Raw genomic sequence first — 12,971 nt, forward strand, 5'->3', positions numbered from 1 at the left:
GTTACGCTAGGCCCGTGACCACCGGATCCGCGACCCGGCCGGCGCGCGAGCGACTGCTGGCCGCGGCCGGGGAGCTGTTCTACGAGCAGGGCATCGCCGCGACGGGGGTGGACGCCGTCCTGGCCCGCGCCGGCGTCTCGCCGTCCACGCTGTACGCGCACTTCCCGGGCAAGGACGCGCTCGTCGCGGCCTACCTGGAGCGGCGCCACCGGGTGTGGGTGCAGACGTGGGACGAGGTGCTCGACGGGCGGACCGACCCCGCCGAGCGGCTGCTGTCGGTCTTCGACGCCCTGGCGCTGTACCGCGCCCGCGAGGGCAGCCGGCGGGGGTGCGCCTTCCTCGCCGCGGCCACCGAGCTGCCGGCCGGGCACCCGGCGCGGGCGTGGCTGGACGCCGACTCGCACCTGCTCGCCGGCCGGCTGCGCGAGCTGGCGACCGCCGCGGGCCTGGACGACGCCGACGCCGAGGACCTGGCGGCCGCACTGCTGCTGCTCTACGACGGCGCCCTCGCGCGGTGGGCGAGGGACGCCACCGTCGCCGACCTCGCGCAGGGCGACCCGCTGGCGAGGGCCCGGGGCCTCGCGGCAGACCTCCTGGCGGCCCGCCTCCCCGCCCGGTCCTGACGCGGGGCCCGGCTCAGCGGGGCCGCAGCACCAGGCGCGGCGGGATGAGCAGCGGGAGTGCCGGCCCTTCGGTCACCGGGCGAGCTGGCCGGCGAGGGCGCGGCCCAGCCGCCGGACGGCGTCGGCGAGCCGGTCGGGTGTGTGCGCGGCGTAGCCCAGCACCAGACCGGGCGGCCCGGGACGCTGCCGGTGCAGCGACAGCGGGTGCACCAGGACGCCGGCGTCGCGGGCCCGCGCGGCCAGCTCGGCGTCGTCGCGGTCGTCGTCCGGGAAGCCGATCACCAGGTGCAGCCCGGCGGCCGCACCGCCGATGCGCGCGGTGGGCAGGTGCTCGCGGACGGCGCCGACCACCGCGTCGCGGCGGGCCCGCTGGCGGGTGCGCACCAGGCGCAGGTGCCGGTCGTAGGCCCCGCCGGCCAGCAGCTCGGCGAGCACCAGCTGCGGCAGCACCGGGCTGCCCAGGTCGTTGGCGTGCTTGGCGGCCACGACCTCGGCGAGCAGGGCCGGCGGCGGGATCAGCCAGCCGATGCGCATGCCCGGCGCCAGCGTCTTCGAGGTGCTGCCGGTGTGGGCGACGTGCCCGGGTGCGCTCGCGTGCAGCGCCGGCACCGGCGCCCGGTCGTAGCGGTGCTCGGCGTCGTAGTCGTCCTCGACCACCAGGCCGTCCGCCGACCGCGCCCAGGCCAGCAGCTCCCGGCGGCGGTCCGGCGCGAGGACCACGCCGGTCGGGAACTGGTGCGCTGGGGTGAGCAGCACCGTCCGGGCACCCGTGGCGGCCAGGTCGGCGACCCGCACGCCGTCGTCGTCCACCGGGACCGGCGGCACCGCCAGCCCCCAGTGCGCCAGCGCGTCCCGGGCGCCGCGCGACCCCGGGTCCTCGATCGCGACGGCCCGCTCGCCCCGCGCGCGCACGACCTGCGCCAGCAGGGCCAGCGACTGGGCCACGCCGGCCACCACCACGATCTCGTCGGCACCCGCGCGCAGCCCGCGGGTGCGGGCCAGCCACGCCGCCAGCACGGCGCGCAGCCGCGCGCTCCCGCGCGGGTCGCCGTAGCCGAGGTCGGCCGCGGTCGCGGTGGCCAGCACGGCGCGCTCGGCCCGTAACCAGGCGGCGCGGGGGAACGCCGACAGGTCCGGGATGCCGGGGGAGAGGTCGAGGTCGACACCGGCGGGGGCCCGCGCCGGCAGCAGCGGTCCCGTCGTCCCGGCGTCGTCCGCCGGCCGGGGGACGACGGCCTCCGGCGTCCCCGGCTGCGGGGCGACCACCGTGCCGGCGCCGACGCGGCTCACCACGACCGCCTCGTCGGTGAGCCGCCGGTAGGCCTCGACGACGACGCCGCGGGACACCCCGAGCTCCCGGGCCAGCGTCCGGGTCGGGGGCAGCGCGGTGCCCGCGGCCAGCCGGCCGTCCGCGACGGCGGTGCGCACGGCGCCCACGAGCCACGCGGTCAGCCCCCCGCGGGGTGCGTCCCGGCGGTGCAGCTGGAGGAAGTCCGCCCCGTCGCGCGTCATCGCCCTGCTCCTCGATTGGTCCACCCGGATGTCTCCCGATCGGACCTGCCCGCAGGACCGGTCCGCTCCCAGGCTGGACCCGTGGTCAAGTCCCCGGAGCTCGCGCCGCCGCCCGTCCCGACGGCGCCGGCCGTGCGGGCCGCACTGCCCGGAGCGGTGGCGATGGCGTTCGTCGGCGGCAGCGTCGCGGTGTCCGGGCTGCTCGCCGACGCGCCTCTGTCGACCACGCAGGCGCTGCGCTACGCCGTCGCCTGCCTGCTGCTCGTGCTGCTCGCCCGCGTCTCAGGGCGCCGGCTGGTGCGGCCGCGCGGCGTCGAGTGGCTGTGGCTGACCGGCGTGGCCGTCGCCGGTCTCGTGGTGTTCAACGTGGCGCTGGTCCGCGGCGCCGACCACGCCGAGCCCGCGGTGCTGGGGGTGGCCGTCGCGTGCGTGCCCGTCGTCCTGGCCGTGGTGGGCCCGGCGCTGGAGGGGCGCCGGCCGCGCCCCGTCGTCCTCGCGGCCGCGGTGGTCGTGACCGTCGGCGCCGTCCTGGTGCAGGGATTGGGCCGCACCGACGGGACCGGGCTGGCCTGGGCGCTGGTCGTGCTCGCCGGCGAGGCGGCCTTCACGCTGCTCGCCGTCCCGGTGCTGGGCCGGCACGGGCCGTGGGGCGTGTCGGTGCACACCACCTGGCTCGCGGCCGTGGTCTTCGCGGTGCTCGGGGTCGCCACCGACGGCCCCGCAGCCGCCGCGGGCCTGCGGGTGCCGGACCTGCTGGCGGCCGGCTACCTGGCGGTCGCGGTCACCGCCGTCGCGTTCGTGCTCTGGTACTCGACGGTCACCCGGCTCGGCGCCGGGCGGGCCGGCCTGCTCACCGGCCTGGCCCCCGTGGCCGCCGCGGGCACCGGCGTGCTGCTCGGCGGGCCGGTCCCCGCGCCGGCGGTCTGGCTGGGCATCGTGGTCGTGGCCGCCGGGCTCGTCCTCGGCCTGGCGGGACGCCGACCGGCAGCCGCCGCGGTGAGGGGTCAGAGACCGGCCCAGAACCGCTCGAGGACGGCCGCGGAGCGCTGCGGGTCCTGCACCATCCACCAGTGCCCGAGGCCGTCGAGCACCTCGACGCGGGCACCGGCCCGCCCGGCGGCGCGGCGGCGCTGGGCGTCCGTGCCGACGAAGGCGTCCTCCGAGGCGAGCAGGGCGAGACCGGGACGGGCGGCCGCGGCCTCCAGCGACCGGCCCGCCTCCGCCATCACCGGCTGGGCGGCCGAGCGGTACAGCGCCAGGACGGCCCGGCCCATGTCGTCGTCCTGCCCGGCGGCCACCTGCTCGGCGGTGGCCGGCGGGAAGCCGAACGAGACCAGCCGCGCGGCCTTGTCGGCGGCACTCCCGCCCAGCAGCTGCGCGATCGACTCCTCGCCGACGCCGGGCTGCTGCCACTGCTCGGCGAGGTCGTGCCAGCGGTAGTCCTCGTCGAAGACGCCGACCGCGTCGCTGACCCAGCTGCGCAGCAGGTCCGGCCGCGCCATCGCGACGGCGACCACGTGCACACCGCCCCAGTCGTGGCCGACCAAGTCGACCGGCTCGCCGAGCCGCTCCAGCTCGCCGACCAGCCAGTCGCGGTACTCGGGGACCGTCGCCCCGAAGCCCGCGGGCAGGGGCGCGCCGAAGCCGGGCGGCGCCGGCCGGACGACGTCCCGCTGCAGGTGGACGACGAGCGGGTCCCACAGCGCCGGCGTCTCCGGGTTGCCGTGGACGAGAACGGTGGGTGTCATCGGGCGGTCTCCTCTGCGGGTCCGGGTCGGGCGGCGGGCAGCGACGGGCGCTCCGGAGTCGCCCTCAGGAAGGGGGCGGCGGGCCGGTGGTCGTGCCGACCGAGAGGTGGACGTCGAGCACCACGTCGTCCGGACGCCGGCCCGCCACCAGGTCGGTGACCGCCCGGCCGACCACGCGGCCCTTCTCGGTGGTCGGCTGGACGACCGTGGTCAGCCGCACCGGCGGCAGCCACGGCAGCTCCGCACCGTCGAAGCCGGCCACGCTGACGTCCTCCGGGACGCGCAGCCCCAGCGAGTCCGCGGCGCGCAGGACGCCCGCGGCGAGGACGTCGCTCTGCGCGACGACCGCGGTGGGCCGCCCGCCCGCCGGGACGTCGAGCAGCTGCCGCCCCGCGCGCTCGCCCTCCTCGACCGCGTTGGCCGCCGTCTCCCACGCGGGCACCGGGCCGAAGGTGTCCTCGACCCCGAGGGTCCGCTCGCGCACGGTGCGGTGGTGCGTCCCTGCCCGGCGGGCGGCTCCGACGAGCCCACGGGTGCCGTCCAGGCGCAGCGGCAGCGTCACGACCGCGACCCGGCGGTGCCCCAGGTCGGCGAGGTGGCCGGCGAGCTCGGCGGTGCCCCGACGGTCCGGGATGCCGACGAAGACGACGTCGTCGACGCACGGTCCGTCGACGGCCACGACGGGCACCCCGCGGCGCTGCAGGTGCACCAGGGCCGGGTCGTCCTCCAGCCCGCAGGTCGCGTAGACGACCGCGTCGAGCGGGACGTGGGCCAGCTGGGCCAGCGTCGGGCCGTGCCGGTCGGCGTCCCCGGGGAGCAGCAGCAGGCCCACACCCAGCGGGCTGAGCACCTCGGTCACGCCGTCGAGCAGCTGCACCGACACCGGGTCGCTGAAGGCATGGGCCAGCCGGTCGCCGATCACCGCGCCGACGACGCCGCTGCGCCGGGAGCGCAGCGAGCGGGCGACCGGGTCCGGGCCGGCGTAGCCCAGGTCGGCGGCCGCGGCCAGCACCCGGTCCCGGGTCGCCGGCGCGACCCGGTCGGACCCGGCGAAGACCAGCGACGCCGTGGACGGCGCCACCGCGGCCCGGGCGGCCACGGTGGCCAGCGTGGGGCGGCTCCGGTCGCTCACGTGCGGGTCCTCCGCGGGCCGGGATCGTGGTCGGGGGCATCGGACGGTACGTCCAAGGCGCGGACGACGGTAGTCGAATCGATTCGATAAGGTGACGGGCGCATCCCCCGACGGAAGGACCCGGAGTGCGCCCGACCTCTCCCCCCGCCCACCTCGAGCGGGCGAGGGTGGCCGTCGCCGTGGCCTTCGTCGTCAACGGGTTCGCCTTCGCCTCGTGGATCTCCCGGGTGCCGGCCGCGCGGGACGCGCTGGACCTCTCCTCGGCCGGGCTGGGCCTGCTGCTGCTCTGCGTCGCCGTCGGCTCGACGGTCGCGCTGCCGCTGACCGGCCCGGTCGTGCACCGCATCGGCCCGGCCCGCGGCGTGCTGGGCGGCACGGCGCTGGCCGCCGCCGGCCTGCTGCTGCTGGCCCTCGGTCTCGGCTCCGGCCAGGTCGTGCCCGCCGGGGCCGGGCTCGTGCTCGTCGGGATGGGCGTGGGCAGCTGGGACGTCGCGATGAACATCGAGGGCGCGGCGGTCGAGCAGCGGCTGGGCCGCTCGCTGATGCCGCGGCTGCACGCCGGGTTCAGCCTCGGCACGGTCGCCGGTGCGCTGCTGGGTGCCGGGGCCGCCGCGCTCGCCTTCCCGCTCGGGGCCCAGCTGGTGCTGACGGCGGTCCTCGCCCTGGCCGCGCTCGCGGTGGCCACCCGGTCGTTCCTGCCCGCCGAGCCCGGGGCGGAGGAGGAGCGTGCTGCCGGGTCCGGGGTCGGGCGCGCCTGGCGGGAGCCGCGCACGCTCCTGGTCGGCTTCTCCACCCTGGCCTTCGCCTTCACCGAGGGCACCGCCAACGACTGGCTCGCGGTGGCCCTCGTCGACGGGCACGGCATCGGCGAGGCGACCGCGGCCGTCGGCTTCGCCGTCTTCGTCGCCGCGATGACCGCCGTCCGGCTGGTCGGCGGCACGCTGCTGGCCCGGTTCGGGCGGGTGACCGTCCTGCGGGCCGGCGGCGGGACGGCGGTGCTCGGGCTGCTGCTGTTCGTCACCGCGCCCGCGCTGCCGCTCGCCCTCGCCGGGGCGGTGCTGTGGGGCGCCGGCGCCGCGCTCGGCTTCCCGGTCGGCATGAGTGCGGCGGCCGACGACCCGGCCCGCGCCGCCGCCCGGGTGTCGGTGGTCAGCTCGATCTCCTACACCGCGTTCCTCGCCGGGCCCCCGCTGATCGGGTTCGTCGCCGAGGTCACCGGCGTGCTGCAGGCGCTGCTCGTCGTCCTCGTCGTCCTCGCGCTGGGCCTGCTGGCCGCCGGGGCCACCCGGCCGCTGCGGACCGCCTCCGCCGCGTAGGCCGGCCGGCGACCTCCTGCCCGATCGCCGCGGCCGCCGCCCGGCGTCACGGCCCGATGACCGGCGGCGGTGCGGCGCCACACTGCCGTCATGGCCACCTGGGACGACGTGCGGTGCCTGGTCGCCGCGCTGCCCGGCACGGACGAGCACCCCTCCTACGGCGGGCACCCGTCGTGGCGGGTGCGCGGGAAGGCGTTCGTGTGGGACCGCCCGCTCCGCCCGTCGGACCGCGAGGCCCTCGCCGACGCGGCTCCGGACGAGGCGGAGCCGGTGCTCGGCGTGCGCGTGGCCGACGAGGGGGTGAAGGCCGCGCTGGTCGCCGACGACCCCGCGGTCTACTTCACCACCCCGCACTTCGACGGCCACCCCGCCGTGCTCGTCCGGCTCGCGCAGATCGCCGCCGACGAGCTCGCCGAGCTGGTGGAGGACGCGTGGAGGCTGCGGGCGCCCGTGGCGCTGGTGGCCGAGCTCGACCGCCGTCCGCGACCGTGAGGGCACGGGTACCACGGACGTCGTCGCCGACCGGGCGGCTGGCACCCTGAGCTGTGTGCGGGCGAGACGGTGGGCCGGCGTCCCGGCCACGGAGCGCCGGCTCGCCCTCGCGGCGGCGGCGGTGCTCGGCTACGGCGCGGTCGTGCACGTCGTCCAGCTCGTGCTCGGTGGCAGCGACCCGTACCCGTCCATGCCGGGGTGGCTGGCCGGCTACTTCGTGTCACTGACCCTGCTGGATCCCGTCGCGGCCGTGCTCCTGCTGCTGCGTCGACGGGCGGGCCTGGTCCTCGGCTGCGCGGTCCTGCTCACCGATGCCGTCGCCAACGGCTACGCGAACCACGTGGTCGACGGGGCCTCCGGCCTGACCGCCGGTCGCGCCGGACACGCGGTGATCACGGTGCTGGCCGTGACGCTGCTCGCAGCGGCTCCGCGCCTGTGGCCCTGGCTGCGTCCCGTGGCCGTGCGGCGGGGGCCGATCGGCTGAGCGTGTGCGGCGGTCTGGGTGGGGCGTCACGACGCGGGATCCAGGACCGCTCCCTACGCTGGCGCGGGTGCTCCTCCTCTTCGGCCTCGGCACCAAGCAGCAGCACCTCGGCCCCGGGGAGACCCGGACCTGCCCGCGCTGCCACAACACGACGCGGTGGGAGCGGATGCGGGAGTTCACGCAGTTCACGGTGTTCTTCGTCCCGGTCGCGCGGTGGAAGCGCCGGCGGTTCGAGGTCTGCGGCATCTGCGGCACCGCCGTCGCGGTCTGAGCGCTCGACGCCGCGGGTGTCCGGAGAGCCCGCACCGGACTGCTGCGGCTCCTCACCCACCTCGGGGACCCGCCCGCGTGAACGGCCTCGGTCTGCCCGCTCGCCGTGCGCAGCCCCTCGTGTCCCGTGGGGACGGCGCAGGACGATGGTGCCGTCCGGACATCGGCGGTGAAGGCACCGCGGAGAGCGGCGGCGATGTCTGCGAGGGCGGGTTCGGCGTCGCTGAAGGTGGCCGGGTCGCCGAGGAAGCCGTGCAGGTGCCCGTCCCACCGCCGGTGCTGTACCGGCACGCCCGCGGCGTGCAGTGCCCGGGCGTAGGCCTCGCCCTCGTCGCGGAGCACGTCGTACTCGACGGTGAGGACGTAGGCCGGGGGCAGCCCGGCCAGGGAGCCGGCGCGCATCGGTGAGGCATCCGGGGAAGCGGGATCGCCCTCCGGGCCGAGGTAGTGGTCCCAGTAGGACAGCCCGTCCTCGTAGCGGAGGCCGTAGCCCTGACCGCACTGGGAGTAGCTGGGGTGGGCGTTGGTGTCGCGGTAGGCGACGGCGTCGACGGGCGGGTGGACCAGCACCTGGAGCACAGGTGCTGGCGCGCCGGCGTCGCGCAGCCGGCGGGCGAGCACGGCGGTGTTGTTGCCGCCGGCGCTGTCCCCGGCGACGGCGACCCGCCCGCTGCTCTCCGGTGCCAGGGCCCCGGCCCGATCCAGCGTCCAGCAGTAGGCCGCTTCGGCGTCGTCCACCGCGGCGGGGCACCGGTGCTCGGGGGCGCGCCGGTACCCCACCGAGACCACCGTCGCCGGCGTCCGGTTGGCCAGGCGGCGGGTGAGGCCGTCGTAGCTGTCGATCGTGCCGGTGACGTGGCCGCCGCCGTGCAGGTAGACCAGCGTGCCCAGCGGGCGCTCGGCCGGGGTGTAGACCCGCACCGGGATCGGCCCGGCCGGTCCCGGCACCGTGGTGTCCACGACCTGCGCCACCGGCTCGACACCGTCCGCCGGCACGTCGGCCTTCGCCCGGGCCTGCGCGACGGTCAGCTCGTGATCAGGACGGACCCCGGCCAGGCGCTGGCGGGTGAGGAAGGCGGCGGCCTCCGGGTGCAACGGCACGGTGAACACCTATCTCATGCGGCTGCGGCCAGGGAGTCGAGCCTTGCACGGAGGCCCCCGTGGCGGGTCCGTCGGTCGCAGCAGGTCCACGGCAGCCCCGCCTCGAGGGGGGCCGCTGCTGCCGAGGTGCTGCTGGTGCGGATGGAACCGACACCTACCGCTGCTGTGCCGAGCTGACGCGTCGGAAGGAGTTGACATGTCGGGGATGGCCGACGCATCATCCCCTCGTGCCGAGTGACGCCGTCTTCCTCGCGCTGGCCCATCCGGTGCGCCGGCGGCTGCTGCAGATCCTCGCCGAGGGCCCGCGCATCGCCGGCGACCTCGCCGAGCAGTTCGACCTGAGCCGTCCCGCGGTCGCCGAGCACCTGCAGGTGCTGCGGCGAGCGGCCCTGGTCCGCGACGAGCAGGTGGGCCGCCAGCGGCGCTACCACCTCACGGCCGGGCCACTCGCCGAGGTCGAGGACTGGCTGCACCCCTTCGAGCACTTCTGGCGGGCGCGCCTGCGCTCGTTCGCTGACATCGCCGAGGAGAACGCGTGACCGAGACCAGTGCGACCGCCCAGCCGGGCACCATCGAGGTCGACCAGTTCGTCGACGCCGCGCCCGCCCGGGTGTGGCAGACCCTCACCGACCCGGGGCTGCTCGCGCGCTGGTGGGCGCCCGGCGACATCGCTCCGCGGGTCGGGCACCCGTTCCACCTGGACATGCCCGGCTGGGGGCAGGTGCCCTGCGAGGTGCTCGAGGTCGTCGAGCAGGAGCGCCTGGTGTACACCTTCAACGCCACGTGGACGCTCACCTGGCGGCTGGTCCCCGAGGGCAGCGGAACCCGGCTCCTCCTCGAGCACACCGGCTTCGACCTCCAGCAGAAGCGCGAGCAGGACGCCCTCGACCGCATGGGCCCCGGCTGGCGTGACGGCGTCCTGCCCCGCCTGGCCGAGGTCGCGGCCGACCCACGGGTCTGAGCCGGGCAGCGATCCTGCGCCCGAAGATGTCGTCGTGGGATGTCGAGAACCCCGGCGCGGCTCCGTCCCCGGAGTGCACACGGCCACGATGGGCCGTACCCCACCGAGGAGAACGCGATGGCCAAGTACCTGCTGCTCAAGCACTACCGCGGCGCACCGGCAGCGGTCAACGACGTGCCGATGGACCAGTGGACGCCGGAGGAGGTCTCGGCCCACGTCCAGTACATGCAGGACTTCGCCCACCGGCTCGAAGGCACCGGCGAGTTCGTCGACGAGCAGGCCCTCTCCGAGAAGGGCATGTGGGTCCGCTCCGACGGCGAGGGGCGGCCGCCGGTCACCGACGGCCCGTTCGCGGAGACCAAGGACCTGATCGCCGGCTGGATGGTGATCGACGTCGAGAGCGAGGAGCGGGCGATCGAGCTGGCCGGTGAGCTGTCCGCGGCGCCGGGCGCTGGTGGGGAGCCCATCCACGAGTGGCTCGAAGTGCGCCCGTTCTACGGCGAGCCGTCGACCATCACGGAGTGACGCACATGGTGGACGAGAGCCTGCTGCGGGCGCTCATCCCCACCGTGATCGGGGTCCTCGGCCGCCGCGGAGCCGACTTCGCGGCGGCCGAGGACGCCGTGCAGGACGCCCTGGTGGAAGCCGTGCGCGTGTGGCCGGACGACCCGCCGCGGGACCCCAAGGGCTGGCTGGTCGCCGTGGCCTGGCGCAGGTTCCTCGACGCCGCCCGCGCCGACACCTCGCGCCGGCGGCGCGAGGTGCGCGTCGAGGACGAGCCGGCGCCCGGGCCGGCGGAGGAGGTGGACGACACGCTCCGGCTGTACTTCCTGTGCGCCCACCCGTCGCTGTCGCCGGCCTCGGCGGTCGCGCTCACGCTGCGCGCGGTCGGGGGTCTGACCACCCGGCAGATCGCGCAGGCCTACCTCGTGCCGGAGGCGACCATGGCGCAGCGGATCAGCCGGGCCAAGCGGACCGTCTCCGGCGTCCGGTTCGACCGGCCCGGGGACGTCGCCACGGTCCTGCGGGTGCTCTACCTGGTCTTCAACGAGGGCTACTCCGGTGACGTCGACCTGGCCGCCGAGGCGATCCGGCTCGCTCGCCAGCTGGCGGCCAGGACCGAGCACGAGGAGGTGGCGGGCCTGCTCGCGCTGATGCTGCTGCACCACGCGCGGCGCCCCGCGCGCACTCGGCCCGACGGCAGCCTCGTGCCCCTCGCCGAGCAGGACCGCGGCCTGTGGGACACCCGGCTGATCGCCGAGGGCGTCGACGTGCTCCAGACCGCCCTCGCCCGCGACCGCCTGGGCGAGTTCCAGGCCCAGGCCGCCATCGCCGCCCTGCACGCCGACGCCCGGACCGCCGAGGAGACCGACTGGGTGCAGATCGTCGAGTGGTACGACGAGCTGGTGCGGCTCACCGACAGCCCGGTGGCCCGCCTCAACCGGGCCGTCGCGGTCGGCGAGGCCGACGGCCCACGGGCCGGTCTGGCCGCCCTGGCCGGGCTCGACCCCGCCCTGCCCCGCCACGCCGCCGTCACCGCGTACCTGCACGAGCGGGACGGCGACCCGGCGACCGCGGCACGGCTCTACGCCGAAGCCGCCCGGTCGGCGACCAACCTCGCCGAACGCGACCACCTCACCCGGCAGGCCGCACGGCTCAACGCGGACCTGCGCGGGTGAGCGGCGCGCGGCGAGCGGTCACGAGACCGCGCTGACCGGTTGACGCAGGATCGTCCGCAACCTCGCGGGTTCGGTCCGGCGGGGATCGGAGAGGTGGACCTCGTGGTGGCGGCCCGTCGGCGCGAGCCCGTTGGCGGGGAGGTCCGCCGGACCGTCGCCCGCGGCATCCGCACCCTGAGGCGTTCCCGCTGACCCGGCCCGGCGGACGGGACCCGCCCTGCCCTGCCGATGGGAGAGGGGACCAGGGCGACCACTCATCGGGAGACCAGCATGGGACGACCCCTCACCGCGTGGCCTCGCCGGTGCCCGGGCCATGTCCGGCCGGCACGTCGCCGCCGGAGACTCCGGTGGCTGCTGGTGGCAGTGGCGGCGGCGTGCGTGGCCGCGGCCGTCCTGGTGGTGGCGGGACGGTGGCGCCGTGGCGCCACGGCCCGGGCCCGCACGCGCCCTACGCCCACGCGCCGCTCGACGAGCGGTCCGTCGCCGGGCCGGTGAGCGTGGGTGGGGACGCGCAGCGGATCACCGACGGGCTCGGGGCAGAGGGCTTCTCCTGCGCGCAGGTCCGCAGCAACGCGCGGTCGGCCCAGCTGTGGTGCCGTCACCGGCAGGGCAGTGCGCTCCAGGAGCGGGTGACCCCCGTGGAGGTCGTCGCCACGACCACCGGCGACCTGGTCCACGCCCGGGTGGAGATCGACGGGACGGAGCCAGCAGGGCGACCCGGCCACGGCGAGTGGATGCGGCGGATCGTCACCGCGTCGTTCCTGCGGGCGTGGCCGTCGGACGAGTCCGAGGTGACCGCGGCCATGGACGAGGCCGAGCACCTCGGCGCGTGGGAGGAGAGCCAGGCGTACGAGACGCCGCCGGTCGAGTCGGCCGTGACCGCCAACGCGGAATACGGGTTCGTCGGACACGGCCTCACCGAGATGACCGCACACACCCGGCTCGCCGCTGAGGCGACCTGGCCGTACGGCGCCGACCACTACGCGCTGACCCCGACCCAGGCTCTTCCCGGCGTGCTGGCCGGCGGGTCCGAGTGCCATCCGCCCGCCTACACCTCCTGCTGGCCCGGGCAGACACCCGCACCTCCAGGAGGGCTGCCGACGATGCCGGATGCCGATGGCGGGCTGTACCTCACCTTCACCACCGTCGAGCACGCGAACTGGGCCGGTGACCCGGCGACGCCCGGGGACCAGATCACCAGCGCCGAGTTCGGGATCGGCGTCCTCGTCCCGGTCGACGGGCCGCCGCCGACCCTGGCCGAGGAGGGCTTCCCGGCGGGGCTGTCGTTCCTGACCCCGCAGGTCGAGCCGGCCGTGCGGGCCCAGGTCGAGCAGTGCATGGCCACCGGTACCCCGTTCCACGGCGTCGTCGCCGGGACCGTGCTCCTCATCGACGCCCAGCGCACCGAGCCCCTCGACGGGCGCTTCGTCACCCACTGCGGCGTCACGGTCGGCGTGCCGCTGGTCCAGCCCTAGGCGACTGGTACGGCCCTGGGCGACGCACGCCGTCCCGCAGGGCTGCCACCAGCGGGACCGACTCGCCGCCCGGGGCCGAGCACCGCGCCTTCGGAGGTCGGACCGATGAGTTCGCCCTGCCGGGGTCGCCCCCCGGGTGACTGACCGATCACCCAGCAGGACCGACCGGGGAGCAGAG

The 12,971-nt window shown here is 76.8% G+C and carries 13 protein-coding genes and 2 pseudogenes; 11 read left to right on the forward strand and 4 right to left on the reverse strand.

What is annotated here, in order from left to right:
* Window positions 1-14: 14 nt before the first annotated feature.
* On the forward strand, window positions 15-623 hold the full coding sequence (locus tag BLR12_RS18760) for a TetR/AcrR family transcriptional regulator (protein ID WP_091381414.1): 609 nt from the start codon (window positions 15-17) through the stop codon (window positions 621-623).
* 72 nt (window positions 624-695) lie between these two features.
* Here the strand turns inward: BLR12_RS18760 and BLR12_RS18765 are convergent, their stop codons facing one another.
* Complete coding sequence (locus BLR12_RS18765) at window positions 696-2,135, reverse strand: MocR-like pyridoxine biosynthesis transcription factor PdxR (protein ID WP_091381416.1); 1,440 nt, start codon at window positions 2,133-2,135, stop codon at window positions 696-698.
* Between the two features lie 162 nt (window positions 2,136-2,297).
* Here BLR12_RS18765 and BLR12_RS18770 point away from each other — a divergent pair.
* Window positions 2,298-3,086 (forward strand): annotated as a pseudogene (locus BLR12_RS18770) (EamA family transporter); the annotation flags it as partial.
* Between the two features lie 53 nt (window positions 3,087-3,139).
* Here the strand turns inward: BLR12_RS18770 and BLR12_RS18775 are convergent.
* Window positions 3,140-3,883 (reverse strand): alpha/beta fold hydrolase, encoded by a 744-nt coding sequence (locus tag BLR12_RS18775; RefSeq protein WP_091381418.1) that lies wholly within the window; start codon window positions 3,881-3,883, stop codon window positions 3,140-3,142.
* Between the two features lie 64 nt (window positions 3,884-3,947).
* Window positions 3,948-5,015, reverse strand: a complete 1,068-nt coding sequence (locus tag BLR12_RS18780) for a LacI family DNA-binding transcriptional regulator (RefSeq protein WP_091381420.1) — start codon at window positions 5,013-5,015, stop codon at window positions 3,948-3,950.
* A gap of 125 nt (window positions 5,016-5,140) precedes the next feature.
* Here BLR12_RS18780 and BLR12_RS18785 point away from each other — a divergent pair, with 125 nt between their 5' ends.
* The 4 genes from BLR12_RS18785 (at window position 5,141) to BLR12_RS18800 (ending at window position 7,578) form a co-directional block, all read left to right on the forward strand.
* The gene (locus BLR12_RS18785) at window positions 5,141-6,331 is read left to right on the forward strand and encodes an MFS transporter (protein WP_091381422.1); all 1,191 of its coding nucleotides are present in this window, start codon (window positions 5,141-5,143) and stop codon (window positions 6,329-6,331) included.
* A gap of 90 nt (window positions 6,332-6,421) precedes the next feature.
* Window positions 6,422-6,823: an MmcQ/YjbR family DNA-binding protein gene (locus BLR12_RS18790; protein WP_091381423.1), complete on the forward strand. Its 402-nt coding sequence runs from the start codon at window positions 6,422-6,424 to the stop codon at window positions 6,821-6,823.
* 55 nt (window positions 6,824-6,878) lie between these two features.
* On the forward strand, window positions 6,879-7,307 hold the full coding sequence (locus BLR12_RS18795) for a hypothetical protein (RefSeq protein ID WP_091381425.1): 429 nt from the start codon (window positions 6,879-6,881) through the stop codon (window positions 7,305-7,307).
* 67 nt (window positions 7,308-7,374) lie between these two features.
* Window positions 7,375-7,578, forward strand: coding sequence for a zinc-ribbon domain-containing protein (locus BLR12_RS18800; protein WP_091381426.1), 204 nt, complete (start codon window positions 7,375-7,377; stop codon window positions 7,576-7,578).
* 254 nt (window positions 7,579-7,832) lie between these two features.
* On the opposite strand, the pseudogene BLR12_RS25715 reads toward BLR12_RS18800, so the two are convergent.
* Window positions 7,833-8,687 (reverse strand): annotated as a pseudogene (locus tag BLR12_RS25715) (alpha/beta hydrolase); the annotation flags it as partial.
* Window positions 8,688-8,905: 218 nt separating this feature from the next.
* Here BLR12_RS25715 and BLR12_RS18810 point away from each other — a divergent pair.
* The 5 genes from BLR12_RS18810 to BLR12_RS24670 all read left to right on the forward strand — a co-directional run bounded on the left by BLR12_RS18810 (window position 8,906) and on the right by BLR12_RS24670 (window position 12,793).
* Window positions 8,906-9,217, forward strand: a complete 312-nt coding sequence (locus BLR12_RS18810; RefSeq protein ID WP_091381429.1) for an ArsR/SmtB family transcription factor — start codon at window positions 8,906-8,908, stop codon at window positions 9,215-9,217.
* Entirely contained in the window at window positions 9,214-9,639 is a 426-nt protein-coding gene (locus tag BLR12_RS18815) for an SRPBCC family protein (RefSeq protein ID WP_091381431.1), read from the forward strand. Before BLR12_RS18810 ends, BLR12_RS18815 begins: the two co-directional genes overlap by 4 nt.
* Before the next feature lie 117 nt (window positions 9,640-9,756).
* Complete coding sequence (locus BLR12_RS18820; RefSeq protein WP_218120739.1) at window positions 9,757-10,164, forward strand: YciI family protein; 408 nt, start codon at window positions 9,757-9,759, stop codon at window positions 10,162-10,164.
* A 5-nt stretch (window positions 10,165-10,169) separates the two neighbouring features.
* Window positions 10,170-11,318 carry an RNA polymerase sigma factor gene (locus BLR12_RS18825; protein ID WP_255363660.1) on the forward strand — a complete coding sequence of 383 codons (1,149 nt, stop codon included), beginning with the start codon at window positions 10,170-10,172 and terminating at the stop codon, window positions 11,316-11,318.
* A 410-nt stretch (window positions 11,319-11,728) separates the two neighbouring features.
* Entirely contained in the window at window positions 11,729-12,793 is a 1,065-nt protein-coding gene (locus BLR12_RS24670) for a hypothetical protein (protein ID WP_091381436.1), read from the forward strand.
* Window positions 12,794-12,971 lie beyond the last annotated feature (178 nt).

The sequence above is a fragment of the Geodermatophilus sp. DSM 45219 genome, from assembly GCF_900104025.1.
Taxonomy (GTDB): domain Bacteria; phylum Actinomycetota; class Actinomycetes; order Mycobacteriales; family Geodermatophilaceae; genus Geodermatophilus.

What these genes read in the sequence shown, in the direction of transcription:
- BLR12_RS18765 (WP_091381416.1), bottom strand. Translation starts at nt 2,135, where the DNA reads ATGACGCGCGACGGGGCGGACTTCCTCCAGCTGCACCGCCGGGACGCA.
- BLR12_RS18775 (WP_091381418.1), bottom strand. Translation starts at nt 3,883, where the DNA reads ATGACACCCACCGTTCTCGTCCACGGCAACCCGGAGACGCCGGCGCTG.
- BLR12_RS18790 (WP_091381423.1), top strand. Translation starts at nt 6,422, where the DNA reads ATGGCCACCTGGGACGACGTGCGGTGCCTGGTCGCCGCGCTGCCCGGC.
- BLR12_RS18820 (WP_218120739.1), top strand. Translation starts at nt 9,757, where the DNA reads ATGGCCAAGTACCTGCTGCTCAAGCACTACCGCGGCGCACCGGCAGCG.
- BLR12_RS18825 (WP_255363660.1), top strand. Translation starts at nt 10,170, where the DNA reads ATGGTGGACGAGAGCCTGCTGCGGGCGCTCATCCCCACCGTGATCGGG.